A 21,362-nucleotide genomic window follows, 5' to 3' on the forward strand; every position below is an offset into this window, starting at 1 on the left:
CGGTGGCTGCTGCGCACCGTAACAGAATGCGCACTGCTTTGCCGGCCTATGGCCATTGGAGGTACTGGAGGCGCTTGGGTTCGATGCCAGCCGAAAATTTCTTTGCTGTGACCGGCTAACGGTCTAACCCTTTGTTGTTACTACCAAAGAATGGCGTGGAGTGGGCACAGGCAGGCCACCGGCTGCTACGCTCAGACTCAGGACGGAAAAACTAGGGACGTGTCAGTGAAGGGACGCTTTGTGGCCGTACTGTGGGGCCTGTTGTTGAGTGGCAGTGCCATGGCAGCGGACTTCCTCGTGGAGGTGCGGGTGCAGGTGCAACGGGGCTGCATGCTGGTCAACCAGCAGCGTGAGGCGGGGGCGCAGGCCCTTGGCCGGATCGACCTGGGCGTTGCCGCACGCCTGGACGGGCCTGATATGCCCTTGAGCGGGGTGCTGCTAAACCAGCGCCCACCGCGACTGGAATGCAACCCCGACACGCCCTACCAGGTACGTGTCGACGGTGGCCAGCACGGTGGTGCCGGTGAACTGCGCTTCTTGGCCAGTAGCGACGCCAGGGCCCGGCCGATTCCCTATCGCCTGTACCGCGACGCGGCCTGGCGCGAGCCTGTGGTCGTGGGCCAGCCCCACGCCGCACGTGTGCCGGACAGCGGTACGGTCGAACTGCCACTGTACGCCCGGATCGACAAACTGGCCTGGGTGCCGCACGCCGGTGTGTACGCCGACCTGCTCAAAGTCACGGTCACCTGGTAGCGGGCCACTATGCACAAGGACGTCACGCCATGAACCGTACATCCATCCTGTTGCTCAGCCTGGGCCCGCTGCTGTTGCCCAGTGGTGGGGCACATGGCACAACCACCGGCTTTATCCAGGCTCGTTTGGTGATCAGCGCAGCGTGCCAGATCAGCAGTGGCGACCAGCCCCCGGCCACGCTCGGCAACCCGGGGCTGATGGACTTCGGCGAGCGTGGTCCGAACTGGGACCAGCCGCTGCGCAGCCGGGTTGACGAGGCAGGCGGCGAGGGCAGCTTGCAGATCAGCTGCACGCCCCAGGTCAGGGCCTTCAATGTGCGCATCGACGGCGGCCTCAATGGCAGCGATGGCGTACGGCGGCTCAGCAATGGCCGTGAAATGATCCCCTATCAACTGGCGCTCGACCCAGGCGGTAACAGCCGTTATGGCATCGGCCAGGCGCGTGCCTTCACGATCAGCAGCACCGAACAGATTCCGATTCCCATCTTCGGCGTAGTGGTAGCGCAACCGCGTGCGCTGCCGGCCGGGCTGTACCGCGACACGCTTAGAGTGACTCTGGACTGGTAATTCACGCAAGGAGACCCCGATGCGAACGAACCTCACCCACTGGATGCTCGCTGGCCTTGGCCTGGCGATGGCATGCCACGCCCAGGCCGCTACGGTGACCGGGACCATCAGCTCCACCCTGACATTGACGTCGGCGTGCCAGGTCAATGGCACCACAGGCACCTCGGGGTTGAACTTCGGTACCCTCAGCTTCGGCACCCAAGAGGCGCTGTTCACCACCGCCAACGGTGAGGTGCTCGGTGGCGGCGGCGGTGCGATGAGCATCCTCTGCTCCGCAGGTACGGTGCCAGCCATTCGCGTGCGAGCGGGGGCCAACGACGGTGCATCGGATGGCGGCACCCGGGCGCTGGCAGACGGCAACGGCAACTTCGTGCCTTACGACTTCTATACCGACACCGGGCGCACCCAACTGTTGGACATCGACGGCACCATCACGCTGCCGACCAGCACCGGGGTTGCTCAGACCGTCAACCTCTACGGTCAGGCACGCGGCAAGGCGGGGCTGCCGGCAGGGGTATACACCGATACGGTGGCCGTCGAGCTGTCGTTCTGAGCCGCGGCCATGCGCTATTGGCTGGGTGGCTGCCTTGCAGGCCTGGGTGCGCTGCTGGCGACGCCACTGGATGCCGCAACCAGCAGCACCTTCCAGGTCACGGCGACGATCACCGCAGGCTGCCTGGTGGTGGGCGGCGTCACCCAGTATGGCGTGCTCGACTACGGGACGCAGTCGGCCTTGTCGACCGGGGTCCTCAGTACCTCATTGGGGGGCGCCACAGTGACCTTCCAGTGCACGCCCGGCGTGAGCCTGAGCATGAGCCTGGACGGTGGCCAGAACGTGGTGACCGGCACGCGCTTCCTCAAACGCAGCGGCGGCACGCAGCTGCTGGCCTACCAACTGTACCAGGACGCGGCCTACAGCCAGAGCATCGCAGTGGGCCAGAGCGTGACGCTGAACAACAGCGACCCGACGACGATCAAGCTGTCGGTGTATGGCCGCACGCAGCTCACCGGCCTTGTGCCGGCCGGGACTTACACCGACGTCGTGCAAGTGACGGTGACCTGGTGAAACACCGGGGCCCCTGACAATAAAATAAATCAAGGAGAGCGGTATGCGGGCAAGCGCGAAGTGGGCGCGGGGTTTGATCGGGTCATTGCTGCTGGCGAGCTTGCCGGCGGGGGCTGCCACCTCGGTGCTGATCTGGCCGATAGACCCGGTGCTGGAGGCTGACCAGAAGGCCGGCGCGCTGTGGCTGGAGAACCGTGGCAGCGCTCCGGCGAGCCTACAGGTGCGGGTTTTCGCCTGGCGTCAGGGCGACATGCAGGAGCAGTTCCAGGCCCAGCGGGAGATCATCGGCAGCCCGCCGGTAGCCACCATCGCCCCCGGCCAGAAACAACTGATCCGCCTGACCCGCACTGGCAGCTCACCGGCCGGCCAGGAGCAGGCTTACCGCATCATCATCGACGAAATTCCCTCGCCACTGCCCTCGGACAACGCCAGTCAGGGCGCTACCGCAGCCATCCGCCTGCAGATGCGCTACTCGGTACCGTTGTTCGTCTATGGCGAAGGCTTGTGGGGCAAGCCGGACCCGGAGGGCAAGCGCAGCGCCAGCGGCGTAGGCAAGCCGCAACTGAGCTGGCGGCCGGTGACGGTGCAGGGCAAACCCTATGTAGAACTGCGCAACACCGGCCCGGTGCATGCCCGGCTGACCGATGTGGTGGTGCAGCAGGGCGGCCAGGCAAGGCCACTGGCCGAGGGGCTGCTTGGGTATGTATTGCCCGGGGCCAGCATGCGCTGGCCGGCACCGGTTGCACCGAACAGCAGTGGCGTACTCAAGGGCAGGGTGAACGGTCAGGAGGTGGCCGAAGCGATCCGCCAAGGGCAATGAAACCACTATTGAATGAATGTCAGGGGCCAGGGAGGACCCGGCGATGGTCGGAATGCGTGTGTGAAATGGCTGTCGCAGGCGATGCGCCGCTGGTGCCTGGGGCTCGCGGTAATCGGCCCCGGCCTGGTGGTGGCCGACGAGCTGCCGCCGCCGCCCACCGAGGCCGCCGCCATTGCCGACGCCACACTGTATCTGGACCTGCTGGTGAACCAGGTGCCCAGGGCTGAGCTGGTGCCGGTGCAGCAGCGCGCCGGCGGGCTGTTCCTCGACAGCCAGGTGCTGCGCGCTGCCGGCATCGCCCTGCCGGGCAATCCGCAAGGCGAGGTGGCCCTGGATACCGTCGCGGGCCTGCACAGCGACTACGACAGCCAGAACCAGCGCCTGCTGCTGCAAGTGCCACCGGCCTGGCTCCCGGACCAGCAAGTCGGCGACCGTAACCTGTACCCGGCCAGCGATGCGCGCAGCAGTTTCGGCGCGTTGTTCAACTACGACCTGTACCTCAACGACACCGACGAGGGTGGCACTTACCTGGCTGCGTGGAATGAGCTGCGCCTGTTCGACAGCTGGGGCACCTTTGCCAGCACCGGCCAGTGGCGGCAGTCGTTCAACGGCGCCGCGGCCGACGACAGCCGCCAGGGTTTCCTGCGCTACGACACCACCTGGCGCTTCACCGACGAGCAGCGCCTGCTGACTTACGAAGCGGGCGACTTCGTCACCGGTGCGTTGCCCTGGACCAGTTCGGTGCGGGTAGGCGGCCTGCAGTTGTCGCGTGACTTTGCCGCCCGCCCTGACCTGGTCACTTATCCGTTGCCTGCTTTCGCGGGAGAGGCGGCGGTGCCGACCTCACTGGACCTGTTCATCAACGGCTACAAGTCCAGCACCGCCGAGTTGCAGCCAGGCCCCTACACCCTGACCAACGTGCCGTTCATCAACGGTGCCGGCGAGGCCGTGGTGGTTACCACCGACGCACTTGGGCGCCAGGTTTCCACCACGTTGCCGTTCTACGTCACCAGCAGCCTGCTGCAAAAAGGTCTGTCGGATTTCTCGATGGCCGCCGGCAGCCTGCGCCGAGACTATGCAGTGCGCGACTTCAGCTACGGGCCCGGCGTCGCCTCGGCCAGCCTGCGCCATGGCGTCAGCGATTTCTTTACCCTCGAAAGCCATGTCGAAACCGCAGAGTCGTTGCTGCTTGGCGGTGTGGGCGCGAATGTGCGCCTGGGCACGTTCGGTGTACTGAACGCTGCGACGGCGCAGAGCCAGTACGATGGCGAAAAGGGCCACCAGGTCGCCCTCGGCTATCAGTACAACAGCCAGCGCCTGGGTTTCAGCTATCAGCGCTTGCAGCGTCATGGTGATTACGCCGACCTGAGCCGGGTCGACAGCCTGGACATGCAATTGAGCCAGCGCAGCGAGCAGGTCACCCTGAGCCTGAACCTCGACCGCTTCGGCAGCCTCGGCGCGGGCTACTTCGATGTGCGCGCCGGTGACGGCTCGCGCACCCGGCTGATCAACCTGAGCTGGAGCAAACCGCTTTGGGGCAATAGCAGTGTCTACCTCTCGGCCAACCGTGAGGTCGGCGACAGCCAATGGGCGGTGCAGGCACAGTGGGTGATCCCGATCGACTTCAGCGGTACCCTTGCCGTGAGCATGGAACGCAGCAAGGAAGGCGAGGACCTGCAGCGGGTCAACTACAGCCGCGCGGTACCGGTGGGCGGCGGTGTTGGCTACAACCTTGGCTACGCCACCGCAGGTGATCGCGATGCCTACCGCCAGGCCGACGCCACCTGGCGCCTGCAGTCGGTGCAATTGCAGGCCGGCGTGTACGGCAGCAGCGGCGAAATGACCCGCTGGGCCGATGCCAGCGGCTCGCTGGTGTGGATGGACGCCGGGGTGTTTGCCGCCAACCGTATCGACGATGCCTTTGTGGTGGTCAGCACCGGCGGCTATGCCGATGTGCCCGTGCGTTACGAAAATCAGGAGATCGGCCGTACCGACCGCAACGGCCATTTGCTGGTGCCGTACAGCAGCGGCTACTACCGCGGCAAGTACGAGATCGACCCCATGGACCTGCCGCCCGATGTGCTCGCGGCGCAGGTGGAGCAGCGGGTAGCGGTGCGCCGTGGCAGCGGCTACTTGCTGGAGTTTCCGCTCAAGCGCGTGCTGGCGGCCAGCATCGAGCTGGTAGATGGCAACCAGCAGCCGCTCAAGCTGGGCAGTACGGTCAGCCACCGTGAAAGTGGCAGCCAGGCGGTGGTGGGTTGGGACGGGCTGGTGTATTTGGAGAACCTCTCAGCGCACAACCAGCTGCAGGTCGTGCTGGAGGGAGGAGAGCAGTGCCAGGTCGAGTTCGACTTGCCGCAGGCAGAAGGCTCGATCCCGTTGATCGGCCCGTTGGTGTGCCGATGAGGAGGGTATTGCGCGGCCTGTTGATCGCAATGCTATGGCTGCCGGTGGGTTCGGTCTGGGCGTTATGCTCGTCCGTCGCGCCCGCGCCAGCGGCGTTCGGTACCGTCAACTCAACGCTGGTGCGCACCGCCATCCAGAGTGCTTCCACCACCAATGCGGGTTTGCAGTGCACCGGTTCGTTGTTGTCCCTGCTGGTGAGCAGTGACCACTTCTATCTCACCATCACCTCAGCTACCAGCGGGCTGGTGGGACCGAGCGGGGATGTCATCCCTTATACGATCTATGCCAATAATACGACCAGCTACCCCATCACTCGCGGCGCGCAGTTCGATTTCGCCCGCAATGGCCTGATCGACGCCCTGGGCCTGCTCAATGGCAATTCCCCGAAGTCTGTGCCGCTGTATCTGAAAACGTCGGTTGGCGCCAACGTGGCCGCCGGCGTCTATACCGAGACGCTGAACCTTGCCTGGGTCTGGAACTATTGCTCGGGCATTGGCCTGGGCAATCTCTGCCTGGGGCGCGACACGGGCGCGGGGAACCAGACCCTCACGGTGACCCTGACGGTAAGTAATGATTGCCAGATCACAACGCCGACCATCAGCTTTGGCAGCGCACCGGTAGTGGCGGGGTTCGGCACGGTTAACCAGAGCGTGAACCTTTCCTGCACCAAGGGCAGTAGCTACACGGTCGGGCTGGATGACGGGCAGAACGCATCTGGCGGGCGTCGGAGGATGAAGTCTGCTGCCAACGACTACCTGGCCTACGACATCTTCAAGAGCGCGGGCGCGGTACGTTGGGGAGCAGTGGGTGGCGCGCGGCGTTCCAGCAGCGATGCCAACGTCAACCCTGGGGTGGGGACTGGCACCGGTAGCCAGGTGTTCAACTACAACGCCAAGGTCTATACCGACCAGGCGACACCGCCGGCGGCGACCTATACCGACAATGTGATACTCGATGTGCAGTTTTGACCGGGTATGTCTGCGCCGGCCTCTTCGCGGGCTTGCCCCGCGAGAAGGCCGGCACTGATCAGCGCAAATCGTCAGCCATCTTCAGCAAGGTCTCCAGCACCGCCCCTGCCAATGCCTTGGACCGCTCTCCCGACCAGCCGGTCACCGGGTTGGGCGCATCGTCATGGTCCTTGAACGGCATCTCAAGGGTCAGCGACAGGCAGTCGTACGCCATGCCCACCGCATTGCACGCCAGTGTCGTATTGGCCTGCCCCGGCTCATCGCGGGTATAGCCATACTTGGTCTGGAAGTCAGGCGTAACGCTGCACAAGGTGCTGCGGAACTGCTCCTCAAGCTTGGCCAGGCGTGGCGTGTACCCCGGGTTACCCTCACACGCTGCGGTGAACACGTGCGGGATTTCTTCATCCCCATGCACATCGATGAACGCATCCACCCCGTACTGCTTCATCTGCGCCTGGGCAAAGAACACCTCCGGGCTAGCCTCGACGCTGGCATCCTGCCAGGCCCGGTTGAGGTCCTGGCCTTTGAAGTTGGTGCGCAGGTGGCCGAGGAAGGCGCCATCCGGGTTCATGTTTGCGATCAGGTACAGGTCAGCCTTGGCCAGCAGTTGCTGGACGACGGCGTCATTGGCTTGAAGACGGTCGATCACCCCCTCCATGAACCACTCGGCCATGTGCTCGCCCGGGTGCTGCTGGGCGATCAGCCATAGCTTGCGTTTGCCTGCGGCTCCGTCGCCTGCGCGCAACAGCGGAATGTCGCGGCCCTGCACGCTGCGGCCATGGGCCAGCAGTTCGACACCGGGAATCTGCTGGGCACGCTCGATCAACTGGTTGTGGCGCGCACGCGGGTAAGGCTCGAAGTAGGCGAACCAGATCTGCTCCTGCTCGGCTTTCACTTCGAAGGCCAGTGCCTTGCCATCGAACTGGCTGGGCACACGGAACCAGGTTTGCTGGTCGTACGACGCCACGGCGTTGTAGCCGGCCCAGGCGTTCTTGTAGGAAGACTCGCTGGCGTTGTCCAGGCTGAAGCGATGGACCTGACCGGGCGTGAGGCCGCTGACCTTGAAGTGGAACCACTGGAAGTGGCCGCTGTGGGTGTCCGGGCGAATGGCCAGGTGGACCTGGGCAGGGTTACTGGCATCCAGGACCTGGATGTTGCCGGAATCGAAAGCGCAGTCGATCTGCAGAGGGGACAGCGTCACGGTCATTGGCGTGGCTCCTTGGGCTTTGTTGTGGGGGTACTGTACACCCCTCGTGGGGGAGGCTGTGTACAAAAAACAGCACCCTCAATGATTTCCTATTGTTGGGAAGTTAATTGCAGGCTGATTAAGCAGTTGATAGATCGAACTGGAATGGGCGGGTCAGGACGGACTAGTACGATGTTGGGTTCAAGAATCCTACACGTTTTTAGGGTATTTCATTCAGTAATCCCGCTTGTGTGTATTGCCTGTGTGGGTTCGTATATGCATTGAAAAAATAGTGGAACGGTTAGGCGTGTTGGTCAGCGCCCTGTCGTCAGTAACCGGAGTGGGTGGCGTGCCTGCAAAAACTTCTTCCCTGTCGATTTTGCTCATTCTTATCAGTCTGCTGGGTGTATTCCCACTCGACGTCATTTTGCCTTCTGTTCCGCAGATGGCTGAGTATTTTGCAGTCGATACAAAGCGCATTGCCTATTCAGTGAGTTTATTTGCGCTGGGTGTGGCTTTATCCCAAGCGGTGATCGGCCCGCTTTCCGATTGTGTGGGAAGAAAACGCTTGCTGATCGCTGGGCTCTTGGTAGGCATCGCAGGGGCAATCGGCTGCATGCGCACCACTCACTATGAGACCTTCATGGTGTTTCGCCTGTTGCAGGCCATGGGCTGTGGCTGTTTCGTACTAAGCCAAGCGCTGGTGCAGGATAGTTACAGTGGCCAGCAGCGCAATGCGATGCGAATTCTTCTGACCAGTGCAAGCGGCGTCTTTATCGCGTTGTCGCCGTTAGCAGGCAGCGTGCTTCAGCAATATTGGGGGTGGCAGGGGAGTTTTCAGGCATTTGTCATGCTGGCAGTATTGGTGCTGTTACTTTGTTTGATGTTATTGGGTGAAGATAGAGCCTCTCGCTATCGGGGAGGTTTTTTGCCTGGCTATTGCCAGATTCTGAAGGACAGAAAGTTTCTTGTGTATTCGTTCTTCTCCTGTTTGGCATTTGCCTGTCACTTTTCATTTGTTGTCGTATCCCCCTTGTTGCTGATGGGGCCGCTAGGGTTGACGGAGTTCGCCTTCTCCATGGTGTTCCTCTTGTATGGGTTGGCCTACATGGTCGGCGGTGTAGTTGCCAATTCGCTGAATCGAAGTATGAGTACACAGGCGCAGATTGGTTGTGGATTTGCACTGATAGGCACCGCTGGCATTGCCCTGCACCTTGCTATTTCAAGCGGTGCACTGGTGCTCATCGATCTTGTATTGCCATTAACCTTATGCACAATCGGCACGTCGATCGTCCGCCCGGCTGCAACCACGTACGCACTCAGTCGGCATCCCGATCGCGCAGGGGCTGCTGCATCGGTCAGCAACACATTGCTCTTTGCGTGCGGTGGGGGCGTTAGCCTGCTGGTGGCTTCATCAGGAGAGGTGAGTTTGGCAATGCATCTGGCAGTGAGTTTTATAGCCTCTTGCCTATCAGGCTGGTTGCTCCTTGCCTGCGTGTCCGGGCTATTCGGACATAAGCCTTGATTTGGCAGGGGTACTGGCTTTGCATCCTGCCGACCCTGACGGCTTACGCCCAGTAGCCAAACAGCATTAGCGCCGCCACGCCCAGCCCTACCGCAATCGAACACCCACCCAACGAAATCGCCGCTCGCCCTTGCCGATACCAGCCATCGTGCCCCAGCTCCCTCGCTGGGGCGAGCAGGCTGCGCCAGCGCAGTTCGGTGTCATGGAAGGCTTGCAGGTGCGCTGCATCGGCGTCCAGCCAGCGCCGAAAATCAATGCGCTCGCAGGTGGTGACCTCAGGGCTCTGCAACCGTACATACCATTGGCTGGCAGCGCTGGCCACAGCATCACCGTGCGGGCGGGCCGTTTGCAGGGCCTGGTTCATGTGCCGTTCGATGCTCAGCAAGGGCAAGTCGAGGCGCCTGGCGATGCCGGCGAAGTCCAGCTGGTCCAGGCGATTGAGCAGGAACACTTGCTGAACGCGGCGTGGCAAGCGCTTGAGCCCGTGCAGCAGGGCATCCTCGGCGTCGTGGCCGGTAGCGGGCGTTGGGTGCTCAAAAGGCAGCAGCAGGCGGCTCATGGTCAGCTCCTTGCTCAAGAGTAGGGGTGGGGGCATCTTCCGTGATGCGAAACCAGCTTAGTAGAAACGAGATTGATTCTCAAGTGCTGATTCCGCAAAGTTTTGTAATGAGCGTTCACGCCCTGACACACTTTTGCTATCATCGCGGCCATCAAAGATCTTCATTAGCCTGAAGAGCCAAAAAAAAAGACCCGGCAAAAAGCCGGGTCAAAAACCGTGATTAGCCTGATGAGGAGATAATCTGAGAGCGACCTAAGCTCCAGGTTATCCAGCAGATCTCGCGATCAGCTGAGTGCAATAATAATCGTTATCATTTGCCAGTCAAATGATTTTTCACCTATCCGGTAAAAACTTTTGCTGGAGCACTCCCTTGTCCCGGCAATCGGGGCCCCTTGCCGTTACCTGGCCACCACGTCTCTCCCTATTCCAGTTCCAGTCTAAAGACCGCTCTGCACGGTCCGCTTGTGCTCCAGCAGCGCCCTGGCCATGTCCATCATGTGCATCAGTGCAAAGGTCAGCTCGCGGTGGCTGCCTTCCTGATGGGTGGCGGTTTCATGGGCGGTGGCGGCCGCGCAGCGCAGCAGCGCGATGGCGTGCTCCTGGGCCTGGTCTGCGGTGACGCCTTCGTGGAGTGTCCAGATCTTGTTGTCGATGCTGGGGCGCGGCGGGTTGGGGTTGAGGTAGTAGTCGAGGGCGCGGCGGGCTGCTTCGCTGTCGAGTTCTGTTTCGTCGTTTTTCGGTGGTTTCATCGCGATACCTTCTGATTTCCCTTCAAACACAATGAAATCAGAGCATAGGTCAATCTGTACTATTAATCCTGTCACAAATAATTCAGAGTGTGTATTGAAGCGGCTAATACAGTCCGTATTGTTGCCGCTCATGGAAAACTGGAACGCATTTCTCAAGCGCTACAAGCGCGAACATAATCTCAGCCAGCTCAAGCTGGCCGAACGTCTGGGCATGACTCAGGGCGGCGTGGGCCATTGGCTGCGTGGGACGCGGCGGCCAACGCTGATCACCATCAACGAGAAACTGGAAAAGCTCGGGTTGGTGTACCTGGAGGCCCAGGTCATGGTGGTTGAACGTGAGGTCAATGACCTCACGCGTGAATCCAGGGGCACCTACGGCCCCGCACGGCCTTTGTCGGTTGAGGCGCTGCGTTATGCAAGCTTCCGTTTCCCTGTGCTGAGCTGGGCTGATCTGCAGGGGCCTTTACCTGAAAAGAGCGACCTGCACGAACAGACTGACTATATGCCGGCGGGTAATGCATTTTGGCTGGCAGTGGAAAACGACTCGATGAACGCCGCCAGTGGCAAGAGCGTGCCGGAAGGTATGCGTATCCTGATCGATACGGGGCTTGAGGCGCAGCCGGGCAAGTTGGTGATTGCCAGGCAGCCGGGGCGCTTGGCGGTCTTGCGGCAATTGATCGAAGAGGGTGGGGAGCGGATGCTCAAGCCCCTGAATACCCGTTATCCGACGGTTTTGTGTGAGCCAGGGTGTGAGTTTCTCGGGGTGGTTGTGCGGGTGCACGGCACCTTCTAGATTGCCGGGGCTGCTGTGCAGCCCAATCGCCGGCAAGCCGGCTCCCACCGGGATTGCGCTGGCCATGTGTTAACGCAATTCTTGTGAGAGCCGGCTTGCTTGCATCACTCCACCAATTCGACCAGCACTGTTCCTTCGCTGACCATATCCCCTTCCTGGCAAAACAACGCCTTCACCGTCCCACCCTGCGGAGCGCGGATGCTGTGTTCCATTTTCATCGCCTCCAGCACCACCAGCGCAGTCCCTGCTTCCACCGCCTGGCCCGGCTCCACCAGTACCCGCACGATGCTGCCATTCATGGGCGCGCCCAGCCCGCCCTGATGGCTGTGGCTGGCTTCGGCCTCAGCGATCGGGTCAAAGGCCTCGATGGCATGCACTTCACCATCCCAGCGCAGGTATAGCGTGCCACCGCAGCGCACTGCCAGGTAACGCCTGCGCACGCCGCCTTGATCATGCCCGAGCTGTTCGCCGTCCAGCTGCCAGGCCAAAGTAGCGCCGTGCTCAAGGGTAACTGCCTGGCTTTCGCCGCCGCTGCGTAAATGCAGGCTGCTGTGCGCTGGCAGGCCCAGGCGCAAACCCGTGCGCTCAGCCCAGGGGGAGCGTTCATCGTCGTCACGCTGATGCGGCGCCTGGCCCTGCAGCCAGGCTTCCCCTGCGGCTTGCCAGAAGCCTGCGGGCAATGGCTGCGGCGCCGGCAGAAGTACCTCCTGATGACGTGGGATAAAGCCTGTATCCAGCTCGGCCGCCGCGAATGCGGGATGGGCGAGGATGCGGCGCAGGAAGGCAATGTTGGTCTTCAGCCCGCCGATGGCGAACTCGTCCAGCATCGCCAGCAAGCGCAGGCGTGCCTGTTCACGGTTTTCGCCCCAGGCGATCAGCTTGCCCAGCATGGGGTCATAAAAGGATGAAACCTGGTCTCCCTCGCTTACCCCGCTGTCCACCCGGCGACCTTCGCCAGGTGCCGACTCGCGGTACAGCGTCAGGGTGCCTGTGGCCGGCAGAAACTCATTGGCCGGATCTTCGGCATACAGGCGCACCTCGATGGCATGGCCGATCAGCGGCACCTGCGCCTGGGTAATCGGCAGCGGCTCGCCGCTGGCGACGCGGATCTGCCAGGCCACCAGGTCCAGGCCGGTGATAGCTTCGGTCACCGGGTGCTCTACCTGCAGGCGGGTATTCATCTCCATGAAGAAGAACTCGCCACGGGCATCGAGCAGAAACTCCACGGTGCCGGCACCGACATAACCGATGGCCTGGGCGGCGCGCACCGCCGCTTCGCCCATGGCCCGCCGCAACTCAGGGGAGAGCCCCGGCGCAGGCGCTTCCTCGACCACTTTCTGATGGCGGCGCTGGATCGAGCAGTCGCGCTCATTAAGGTACAGGCAGTTGCCGTGCTGATCGGCGAACACCTGGATCTCGACGTGGCGGGGCTTGAGCACGTACTTTTCCACCAGCATGCGCGCATCGCCGAACGACGACTGCGCTTCACGCTGGGCCGAGGCGAGGGCATCGGCCAGCTGGCTTTCTTCCTCCACCACTTTCATGCCCTTGCCGCCGCCCCCGGCGCTGGCCTTGAGCAGCACCGGGTAGCCGATGCGCTCGGCGGCGGCGCGGAAGGTTTCCAGGTCCTGGGCGTCGCCGTGGTAACCCGGCACCAGCGGTACGCCGGCCGCTTCCATCAGCGCCTTGGCTGCCGATTTGCTGCCCATTGCATCAATGGCGCTGGCCGGCGGGCCAAGGAAAATCAGCCCGGCGTCCTCGATGGCTTGGGCAAACCCTGCGTTTTCCGAAAGAAAGCCGTAGCCTGGGTGAATGGCCTGGGCGCCGCTGGCTTTGGCCGCAGCGAGCAATTTGTCGATCACCAGGTAACTGTCAGCGGCTTTGCTGCCACCCAGGTCGACACGGATATCCGCTTCGCGGCTGTGGCGGGCATCGCGGTCGGTGGCGCTGTGCACGGCCACGGTGGTCAGGCCCATGGCCTTGGCGGTGCGCATCACCCGGCAGGCGATTTCGCCACGGTTGGCGACCAGCAGCGTGGTCAATGGCGGGCGGCTCATGGGCGCGGCTCCTTGTTGGGCTCGGTTTGCCAGGCGGGGCGACGTTTTTCCAGGAAGGCGCGCAGGCCCTCCTGGCCTTCGGCGCTGACACGGATACGGGCAATGGCGTTTTCACAGTAGCGGCGCAGGGCAGGGCTGAGCTCACCGTCATCGACTTCGCGCAGCAGGTCCTTGGTGGCGCGCAGTGCCTGCGGGCTGTTTTGCAAGAGGTTGTCCACCCAGGCCTGTACCTGCACTTCCAGCTCACTGGCCGGATACACCTCTGCCAACAGCCCCAGTTCCCGGGCCCGTACGCCGCTGAAGCGTTCGGCGGTCAGGGCATAACGGCGCGCGGTACGCTCACCGATGGCCTTGACCACGAACGGGCTGATCACCGCCGGGGCCAGGCCGATGCGCACTTCGGACAGGCACAGCTGTGCATCCTCGGCGCCGATGGCCATGTCGCAGCAACTGATCAACCCCAGGGCGCCGCCAAAGGCCGCGCCCTGCACCACGGCCAGGGTGGGTACCTTCAAGCGGTGCAGGGCGTACATCAGTTCGCCCAGTTCACGGGCGTCATCGAGGTTGGTGTTGAAGTCCAGCTGTGCCGACTGCTGCATCCACGCCAGGTCTGCGCCGGCGCTGAAATGCCGGCCACGGCCGCGCAGCAGCATGAAGCGCAGGCTGGCGTCGTCGGCCAGCTGGCCGAGGGCGACGATCAGCTCGCGGATCATCTGTGCATTGAAGGCGTTGTTCTTGTCCTCGCGGCTCAGCCACAGGGTGGCGAAGCCGCGCGGGTCGCGGATCACTTCGAGGGTGCTGAAATCGCTCATGGGTCACATCCGGAAAATGCCGAAGCGGCTCTGTTCGATCGGTGCGTTCAGCGCGGCGGACAACGCCAGGCCTAGCACGTCGCGGGTCTGCGCCGGGTCGATGACGCCGTCGTCCCATAGCCGGGCGCTGGAATAGTAGGGGTGACCCTGGTGTTCGTACTGGTCGAGAATGGGCTGCTTGAGCCTGGCCTCATCCTCGGCGCTGAAGGCCTGGCCGCTGCGTTCGCTCTGCTCGCGCTTGACCTGGGCCAGCACCCCGGCGGCCTGTTCGGCCCCCATCACGCCAATCCGCGCATTGGGCCACATCCACAGGAAGCGCGGATCATAGGCGCGGCCACACATGCCGTAGTTGCCAGCGCCAAAGCTGCCACCGATGATCACCGTAAATTTCGGCACCTGGGCGCAGGCCACGGCGGTGACCAGCTTGGCGCCGTGCTTGGCGATGCCGCCTTCTTCGTATTTCTTGCCGACCATGAAGCCGGTGATGTTCTGCAGGAACAGCAGCGGTATGCCGCGTTGGCAGGCCAGTTCGATAAAGTGCGCGCCTTTTTGCGCGGCTTCGGCGAACAGGATGCCGTTGTTGGCCAGTATCGCCACCGGGTAGCCGTGCAGGTGGGCAAAGCCGCACACCAGCGTGGTGCCGAACAGTGCCTTGAATTCATCGAAACCCGACCCGTCGACCAGACGCGCAATCACCTCACGCACATCGAACGGTTGCTTGGCGTCAGCCGGCACCACGCCGTACAGCTCTTGGGCGGGATACAGCGGCGCAACCGGCGCCTGGCGTTGCAGCTTGCCGAGCTTGTGCCAGTTGAGGTTGGCCACGCTGCGCCGGGCCAGGGCCAGGGCGTGTTCATCATTGTCGGCATAGTGGTCAGCCACGCCGCTGGTGCGGCAATGCACATCGGCACCGCCGAGGTCTTCGGCGCTCACCACCTCACCCGTGGCGGCTTTCACCAGTGGCGGGCCCGCCAGGAAGATGGTCGCCTGCTGGCGGACCATGATCGCTTCGTCGGCCATGGCCGGCACATAGGCGCCGCCTGCGGTGCACGAGCCCATTACCACGGCGATCTGCGGGATGCCCAGCGCGCTCATGTTGGCCTGGTTGAAGAAGATCCGCCCGAAATGTTCGCGGTCGGGGAACACTTCATCCTGGCGCGGCAGGTTGGCGCCGCCGGAGTCCACCAGGTAGATGCATGGCAGACGGTTCTGCTGGGCGATGGTTTGCGCACGCAGGTGCTTTTTGACCGTCAGCGGGTAGTACGAACCGCCTTTTACGGTGGCGTCGTTGGCCACGATCATGCATTCCACGCCTTCGACACGGCCGATGCCCGCGATGACGCCGGCAGCGGGCACGTCTTCGCCGTACACCTCATGGGCGGCCAGCTGGCCGATTTCGAGAAATGGCGAGCCCGGGTCCAGCAGGCGATCGATACGCTCACGCGGTAGCAGTTTGCCCCTGGAGGTGTGCCGTTCTTGGGCCTTGGGCCCGCCGCCTTGGGCAATGTGGGCGAGCAGGCCGCGCAGGGCCTGGACCTGTTCGAGCATGGCCGCGCTGTTGCCGGCGAATTCCGCCGAACGCGGGTTGATCTGGGTGTGCAAGGTAGCCATGTGCGCCCGTCCCTTGTGCTCAGCGGGTTTCGTTGAACAGTTCGCGGCCGATCAGCATCCGGCGGATTTCGCTGGTGCCGGCGCCGATCTCGTACAGCTTGGCGTCGCGCAGCAAGCGGCCCGCCGGGAATTCATTGATGTAGCCGTTGCCGCCGAGAATCTGGATCGCTTCCAGGGCCATCTGCGTGGCGCGCTCCGCCGTGTACAGGATCACCCCGGCGGCGTCTTTGCGTGTGGTCTCGCCACGGTCGCAGGCCTGGGCCACGGCGTACAGGTAGGCGCGGCTGGCGTTCAGTTGGGTGTACATGTCGGCGATCTTGCCCTGTATCAACTGGAACTCGCCGATGCTCTGGCCGAACTGCTTGCGGTCGTGGATGTACGGGACCACCAGGTCCATGCAGCTTTGCATGATGCCGGTGGGGCCACCGGAGAGCACCACGCGCTCGTAGTCCAGGCCGCTCATCAGTACGCGCACGCCGCCGTTGAGCTGGCCGAGGATGTTTTCTTCCGGCACTTCGACGTCATCGAAAAACAGCTCGCAGGTGTTGGAGCCGCGCATGCCCAGCTTGTCGAACTTGTTGCTGCGGCTGAAGCCTTGCCAGTCGCGCTCGACAATGAACGCTGTGATGCCGTGGGCGCCCTTGTCCAGGTCGGTCTTGGCGTAGATCACGTAGGTGTTGGCATCCGGGCCGTTGGTGATCCAGGTCTTGCTGCCGTTGAGCACGTAGCGGTCGCCGCGCTTTTCGGCGCGCAGTTTCATCGACACCACGTCGGAGCCGGCGTTTGGCTCGCTCATGGCCAGCGCGCCGATGTGTTCACCGCTGATCAGCTTGGGCAGGTACTTGAGCTTCTGCTCATGGGTGCCGTTGCGGTTGATCTGGTTGACGCACAGGTTGGAGTGGGCGCCGTAGGACAGCGCCACCGAGGCTGAGCCACGGCTGATTTCTTCCATCGACACCACGTGGGCCAGGTAGCCCAGGCCGGCGCCGCCGTATTCTTCCGGTACCGTGATGCCCAGCAGGCCCATGTCGCCAAACTTGCGCCACATGTCGGCAGGGAACAGGTTGTCGTGGTCGATCTGTGCGGCGCGTGGCGCCAGCTCGGCGGCGACGAAGGTGCGCACCTGGTCACGGAGCATGTCGATGGTTTCGCCCAGGGCGAAGTTCAGGGAGGGGTAATGCATGGGGCACCTTCTTGTTCTTGAAATTAGGAAACACCGTAGCTCAGCAAGCGGTAGCCATTGGCTATGAGCGCTATGTCGTTTTCACCTTTACGTTAACGTAAACCTGCGATCCGTCGGTGTCAATCCGGTCATCACCTTTACGTAAACGTAAATCTGCGCCACAGTATTTGTCGCTTGCTTGAGCCGTGCCCAGAACAACCACAAGAAGGGACACCCATGAGTCAACCCAGCTACACCCAAGGTCGTCAGGACCTACCCTTGCTGACCCTGACCATTGGCCAGGCCTTCGATGCGACCGTGGCCCGTTACGCCGATGGCGAAGCGTTGGTGGTGCGCCAGCAGGGCCTGCGTTTCACCTGGCAGCAGTTGGCCGAACAGGTCGATGTCCATGCCCGGGCGTTGATGGCCCTGGGTGTCGACAGGGGGGACCGGGTCGGCATCTGGTCACCCAACTGCGCCCAGTGGTGCATCCTGCAGCTGGCCAGCGCCAAGGTCGGTGCGATTCTGGTCAATATCAACCCGGCCTACCGGGTGGGCGAGCTGGAGTACGTGTTGCGCCAGTCCGGCTGCCGCTGGCTGGTGTGCGCCGATGCCTTCAAGACGTCCGATTACCATGCCATGGTCAAGGAGCTGATACCGGGGCTGGCTGCAGTGCTGCCCGGTGACTTGGCCAGCGAGCGCCTGCCCGAGCTGCGCGGGGTGATCAGCCTGGCCGGCAACCCGCCCCCAGGTTTTCTGGCGTGGCATGCGCTGGGCGAACGGGCAGGGGAGACGGCTGTTGAGGCTTATCAGGCTCGCCAGCGCAGCCTGCAGTCCGACCAGCCGGTGAACATCCAGTATACCTCAGGCACCACCGGCGCACCCAAAGGGGCCACGCTCAGTCATTACAACATTCTCAACAACGGCTTCATGGTCGGGGAAAGTCTGGGCCTGACCAACACCGACCGCATGGTGATCCCGGTGCCGCTGTACCACTGCTTCGGCATGGTCATGGCCAACCTTGGTTGCATCACCCATGGCAGCACCATGATCTACCCCAGCGACGCCTTCGATGCCGAGCTCGCTCTGCGTGCGGTCGCCGAGGAGCGCGCCAGCATCCTCTATGGCGTGCCGACCATGTTCATCGCCATGCTCGACCACCCGTCGCGCCAGCACCTGGACCTTTCGACCCTGCGCAGCGGCATCATGGCCGGTGCCACCTGCCCGATCGAGGTCATGCGCCGGGTCATCGACCAACTGCACATGGCCCAAGTGCAAATTGCCTATGGCATGACCGAAACCAGCCCGGTGTCCCTGCAGACCGGCCCCGACGATGATCTGGAGCTGCGCGTGACCACGGTTGGCCGTACCCAGCCCCAGCTGGAGACCAAACTGGTGGATGCCGACGGCTGCATCGTGCCCAGGGGCGAGATCGGCGAATTGTGCACCCGTGGCTACAGCGTGATGCTCGGTTACTGGGACAACCCGCAGGCCACGGCGGATGCCATCGATCCTGCAGGGTGGATGCACTCGGGTGACCTGGCGGTGATGGATGAAGATGGCCATGTGCGCATCGTCGGGCGCAACAAGGACATGATCATTCGCGGTGGCGAAAACATTTATCCGCGCGAGCTCGAGGAGTTCTTCTATACCCACCCTGCAGTGGCGGACGCCCAGGTGATCGGCATCCCGTGCGATAGGTATGGCGAGGAAGTGGTGGCCTGGATCAAGTTGCATCCCGGCCACAGCGCAACGGCTGAAGAATTGCAGGGCTGGTGCAAGGCGCGCATCGCGCACTACAAGGTGCCACGGCACTTTTGTTTCGTTGACGAGTTTCCCATGACGGTGACCGGCAAGGTGCAGAAGTTCAAGATGCGCGAAATTAGCGCGGCCACGCTTTCAGCAGTACCCGCTGGGTAATTCAGCCAGGGTGCTGGCCGCGCCGGGTATTACCCGTGCACGGCCGGCAGCACCGTTGCAGGTGCATCGCTTTCCCTCGTCTATCCTTAAGCCTTCACCGGTGGCTCCTGGCTCGGCGGGTCGCCGACCGTCGGCGGCTCGGTCGGCTTGATCGGCAGCTCGTCCGGGTCCTCTTCCGGCACGGGCGGCGGCAGGCTCGGGTCGTCGATGTTGGGGTCGGGTGTCTCTGGTGGAATGGGAATGTTCATGGCCTGACCTCGCAGGGTGAATGAGAGGGTGGTGCAGGCTTTGATACGTGGCTGCGCCGTTTGCTCAATTTTTTTGAACCCCCTGCGTGGACGATGGCTCTGAACCCTTACCGCCAATGCCAACAGGGAGCCAGGACCGATGTCGCGCAACGAGCCCTTCGAAAGCGTACCAATGGCGAACGATCACCCCGACCAGGCCATCAGCCTGTCCCAGGCGCTGCTGGCGCCGCGCATCGTGATCGAGGATACCCAGCCCGCACTTGACGGTGGCGGTTTCGCCGTCAAGGCCATCAGCGGCCTGCCGGTTGCAGTCAGCAGCAAGGTCTACAGCGATGGCCACGATCGCCTGGCTGTGATGCTCAAATGGCGGCAGGCCCATGGCCGGCGCTGGCACTGCGTGCCCATGCATTCGCCGGGCAACGACCTGTGGCTGGCCGAATTCACCCCCACCGAACTCGGCCCGCACCTGTTCAGTATCGAGGCCTGGATCGATCCGTTCGCCACGTATTGCCACGACCTGGAGAAGAAGTTCCACGCCGGCGTCGACGTGAAGCTGGAACTGGAAGAGGGCCGCCAGCTGCTCGGCAAAGGCGCAGAGCGCAGCGAGGGCGAACTGCGCAAGCAGATCGAGGCACTGCAGGCTCAGTTGCCCACGTTGGCCCAGGCTGACCAGGTGGCGCTGCTGCTGGATGCGCAGGCGTCGCGCCTGATGACCGAGGCCGAGCACCGCAGCTACCTCACCTGCAGCCGCGAATTCCCGGTCGATGTCGACCGCCCGGCCGCGCAGTTCGCCAGCTGGTACGAGCTGTTCCCGCGTTCGATCACCGACAGCCCTGAGCGCCACGGTACCTTCAACGACGTTCACGAGCGTTTGCCGATGATTCGTGACATGGGCTTTGACGTGCTGTATTTCCCGCCCATTCATCCGATCGGCAAGCAGCACCGCAAGGGCCGCAACAATGCCTTGCGTGCTGAGCCCAACGACCCGGGCAGCCCCTACGCCATCGGCAGCCCCGAGGGCGGGCACGATGCCATACACCCGCAGCTGGGCACCCGGGAGGACTTCCGCCGCCTGGTGGCCGCCGCCGCCGAGCACGGGCTGGAGATCGCCCTGGACTTCGCCATCCAGTGCTCCCAGGACCACCCGTGGCTCAAGGAACATCCCGGCTGGTTCAGCTGGCGCCCCGACGGCACCATCCGCTATGCCGAAAACCCGCCGAAGAAGTACCAGGACATCGTCAACGTCGATTTCTACGCCGCTGACGCCGTGCCGTCGCTGTGGCTGGCCCTGCGCGATGTGGTGGTGGGCTGGGTCGAGGAGGGGGTAAAGACCTTCCGCGTCGACAACCCGCACACCAAACCGCTGCCGTTCTGGCAATGGTTGATCGCCAATGTGCGCAGCCAGTACCCGGACGTGATCTTCCTGGCTGAAGCCTTCACCAAACCGGCGATGATGGCGCGCCTGGGCAAGGTGGGTTACGCCCAGAGCTACACCTATTTCACCTGGCGCAATACCAAACAGGAACTGCGCGAGTATTTCGAGCAGCTCAATCAGCCGCCCTGGAGCCTGTGCTACCGGCCCAACTTCTTCGTCAACACGCCGGACATCAACCCGTTCTTCCTGCACACCAGCGGCCGTGCGGGGTTTCTGATCCGCGCCGCGCTGGCGACCATGGGGTCGGGGCTGTGGGGCATGTACTCGGGCTTCGAGCTGTGCGAAGGCACACCCCTGCCGGGCAAGGAAGAGTACCTGGATTCGGAGAAGTACGAGATCCGCCCGCGCGATTTTACCCAGCCCGGCAACATCATTGCCGAAATCGCCCAACTCAATCGCATCCGCCGGCAGAACCGCGCCCTGCAGACGCACCTGGGCGTGGCGTTCTTCAACTGCTGGAACGACAACATCCTGTATTTCGCCAAGCGCACGCCCGAGCGCGACAACTACATCCTGATAGCGGTCAGCCTCGACCCGCACAACGCCCAGGAGGCCAGCTTCGAACTGCCGCTGTGGGAGCTGGGGCTGGACGATGACGCCGACACCCTGGGCGAAGACCTGATGAACGGCCACCGCTGGACCTGGCATGGCAAGACCCAATGGATGCGTATCGAACCGTGGCATCAGCCATTTGGTATCTGGCGCATAGAAAAGGCCCGATAAGCC

At 63.0% G+C, this 21,362-nt stretch carries 19 protein-coding genes; 11 read left to right on the plus strand and 8 right to left on the minus strand.

Translation table 11 applies throughout. The features are described from left to right. The first annotated feature begins 225 nt into the window (after positions 1-225). The 7 genes from NGJ21_RS13580 (at position 226) to NGJ21_RS13610 (ending at position 6,579) form a co-directional block, all read left to right on the plus strand. Complete coding sequence (locus tag NGJ21_RS13580; protein ID WP_115275344.1) at positions 226-753, plus strand: Csu type fimbrial protein; 528 nt, start codon at positions 226-228, stop codon at positions 751-753. 29 nt (positions 754-782) lie between these two features. Further along, positions 783-1,319: a Csu type fimbrial protein gene (locus NGJ21_RS13585; protein ID WP_251962208.1), complete on the plus strand. Its 537-nt coding sequence runs from the start codon at positions 783-785 to the stop codon at positions 1,317-1,319. 19 nt (positions 1,320-1,338) lie between these two features. Then, positions 1,339-1,872, plus strand: coding sequence for a Csu type fimbrial protein (locus NGJ21_RS13590; protein ID WP_115275342.1), 534 nt, complete (start codon positions 1,339-1,341; stop codon positions 1,870-1,872). Positions 1,873-1,881: 9 nt separating this feature from the next. Further along, entirely contained in the window at positions 1,882-2,385 is a 504-nt protein-coding gene (locus NGJ21_RS13595; protein ID WP_115275341.1) for a Csu type fimbrial protein, read from the plus strand. Between the two features lie 43 nt (positions 2,386-2,428). After that, positions 2,429-3,205, plus strand: a complete 777-nt coding sequence (locus NGJ21_RS13600; RefSeq protein WP_115275340.1) for a fimbrial biogenesis chaperone — start codon at positions 2,429-2,431, stop codon at positions 3,203-3,205. An 81-nt stretch (positions 3,206-3,286) separates the two neighbouring features. Further along, a complete protein-coding gene (locus NGJ21_RS13605) occupies positions 3,287-5,611 on the plus strand; it encodes a fimbria/pilus outer membrane usher protein (RefSeq protein ID WP_251962401.1) in 2,325 nt (774 codons plus the stop codon). Continuing rightward, positions 5,608-6,579: a Csu type fimbrial protein gene (locus NGJ21_RS13610; RefSeq protein WP_251962209.1), complete on the plus strand. Its 972-nt coding sequence runs from the start codon at positions 5,608-5,610 to the stop codon at positions 6,577-6,579. The genes NGJ21_RS13605 and NGJ21_RS13610 overlap by 4 nt, the downstream gene beginning before the upstream one ends. A gap of 58 nt (positions 6,580-6,637) precedes the next feature. Here NGJ21_RS13610 and NGJ21_RS13615 read toward each other — a convergent pair whose 3' ends face one another. Then, positions 6,638-7,786, minus strand: coding sequence for a M14 family metallopeptidase (locus tag NGJ21_RS13615; protein ID WP_161872319.1), 1,149 nt, complete (start codon positions 7,784-7,786; stop codon positions 6,638-6,640). A gap of 319 nt (positions 7,787-8,105) precedes the next feature. Here NGJ21_RS13615 and NGJ21_RS13620 point away from each other — a divergent pair, with 319 nt between their 5' ends. Further along, positions 8,106-9,290 (plus strand): MFS transporter, encoded by a 1,185-nt coding sequence (locus tag NGJ21_RS13620; RefSeq protein WP_502943558.1) that lies wholly within the window; start codon positions 8,106-8,108, stop codon positions 9,288-9,290. Between the two features lie 43 nt (positions 9,291-9,333). Here NGJ21_RS13620 and NGJ21_RS13625 read toward each other — a convergent pair whose 3' ends face one another. Continuing rightward, a complete protein-coding gene (locus NGJ21_RS13625; protein WP_204917532.1) occupies positions 9,334-9,849 on the minus strand; it encodes a DUF4880 domain-containing protein in 516 nt (171 codons plus the stop codon). A gap of 437 nt (positions 9,850-10,286) precedes the next feature. Next, on the minus strand, positions 10,287-10,598 hold the full coding sequence (locus tag NGJ21_RS13630) for a DUF6124 family protein (RefSeq protein WP_046787295.1): 312 nt from the start codon (positions 10,596-10,598) through the stop codon (positions 10,287-10,289). 130 nt (positions 10,599-10,728) lie between these two features. On the opposite strand from NGJ21_RS13630, the gene NGJ21_RS13635 reads away from it, so the two are divergent. Then, on the plus strand, positions 10,729-11,391 hold the full coding sequence (locus NGJ21_RS13635) for a LexA family protein (RefSeq protein WP_115275336.1): 663 nt from the start codon (positions 10,729-10,731) through the stop codon (positions 11,389-11,391). A gap of 104 nt (positions 11,392-11,495) precedes the next feature. Here the strand turns inward: NGJ21_RS13635 and NGJ21_RS13640 are convergent, their stop codons facing one another. Genes NGJ21_RS13640 through NGJ21_RS13655 form a run of 4 tightly spaced genes read right to left on the minus strand, consistent with a single transcriptional unit; the run spans position 11,496 to position 17,054 of the window. Next, positions 11,496-13,448, minus strand: coding sequence for an acetyl/propionyl/methylcrotonyl-CoA carboxylase subunit alpha (locus NGJ21_RS13640; RefSeq protein WP_251962210.1), 1,953 nt, complete (start codon positions 13,446-13,448; stop codon positions 11,496-11,498). Further along, positions 13,445-14,260, minus strand: coding sequence for a gamma-carboxygeranoyl-CoA hydratase (locus tag NGJ21_RS13645; RefSeq protein WP_012313711.1), 816 nt, complete (start codon positions 14,258-14,260; stop codon positions 13,445-13,447). The genes NGJ21_RS13640 and NGJ21_RS13645 overlap by 4 nt, the downstream gene beginning before the upstream one ends. Positions 14,261-14,263: 3 nt before the next feature. After that, a complete protein-coding gene (locus tag NGJ21_RS13650) occupies positions 14,264-15,871 on the minus strand; it encodes a carboxyl transferase domain-containing protein (RefSeq protein WP_115275334.1) in 1,608 nt (535 codons plus the stop codon). Between the two features lie 19 nt (positions 15,872-15,890). Beyond that, positions 15,891-17,054: an isovaleryl-CoA dehydrogenase gene (locus tag NGJ21_RS13655; protein WP_012313713.1), complete on the minus strand. Its 1,164-nt coding sequence runs from the start codon at positions 17,052-17,054 to the stop codon at positions 15,891-15,893. A gap of 216 nt (positions 17,055-17,270) precedes the next feature. Here NGJ21_RS13655 and NGJ21_RS13660 point away from each other — a divergent pair, with 216 nt between their 5' ends. Further along, positions 17,271-18,953: an AMP-binding protein gene (locus NGJ21_RS13660; RefSeq protein WP_251962211.1), complete on the plus strand. Its 1,683-nt coding sequence runs from the start codon at positions 17,271-17,273 to the stop codon at positions 18,951-18,953. An 86-nt stretch (positions 18,954-19,039) separates the two neighbouring features. Here the strand turns inward: NGJ21_RS13660 and NGJ21_RS13665 are convergent, their stop codons facing one another. Continuing rightward, positions 19,040-19,201: a hypothetical protein gene (locus tag NGJ21_RS13665; protein ID WP_012313715.1), complete on the minus strand. Its 162-nt coding sequence runs from the start codon at positions 19,199-19,201 to the stop codon at positions 19,040-19,042. A gap of 139 nt (positions 19,202-19,340) precedes the next feature. Between NGJ21_RS13665 and NGJ21_RS13670 the strand changes: the two genes are divergently transcribed. After that, positions 19,341-21,359 (plus strand): alpha-1,4-glucan--maltose-1-phosphate maltosyltransferase, encoded by a 2,019-nt coding sequence (locus NGJ21_RS13670; protein WP_046787290.1) that lies wholly within the window; start codon positions 19,341-19,343, stop codon positions 21,357-21,359. Positions 21,360-21,362 lie beyond the last annotated feature (3 nt).

It is taken from the genome of Pseudomonas sp. Marseille-Q5299, from assembly GCF_943737035.1.
GTDB lineage: Bacteria > Pseudomonadota > Gammaproteobacteria > Pseudomonadales > Pseudomonadaceae > Aquipseudomonas > Aquipseudomonas putida_E.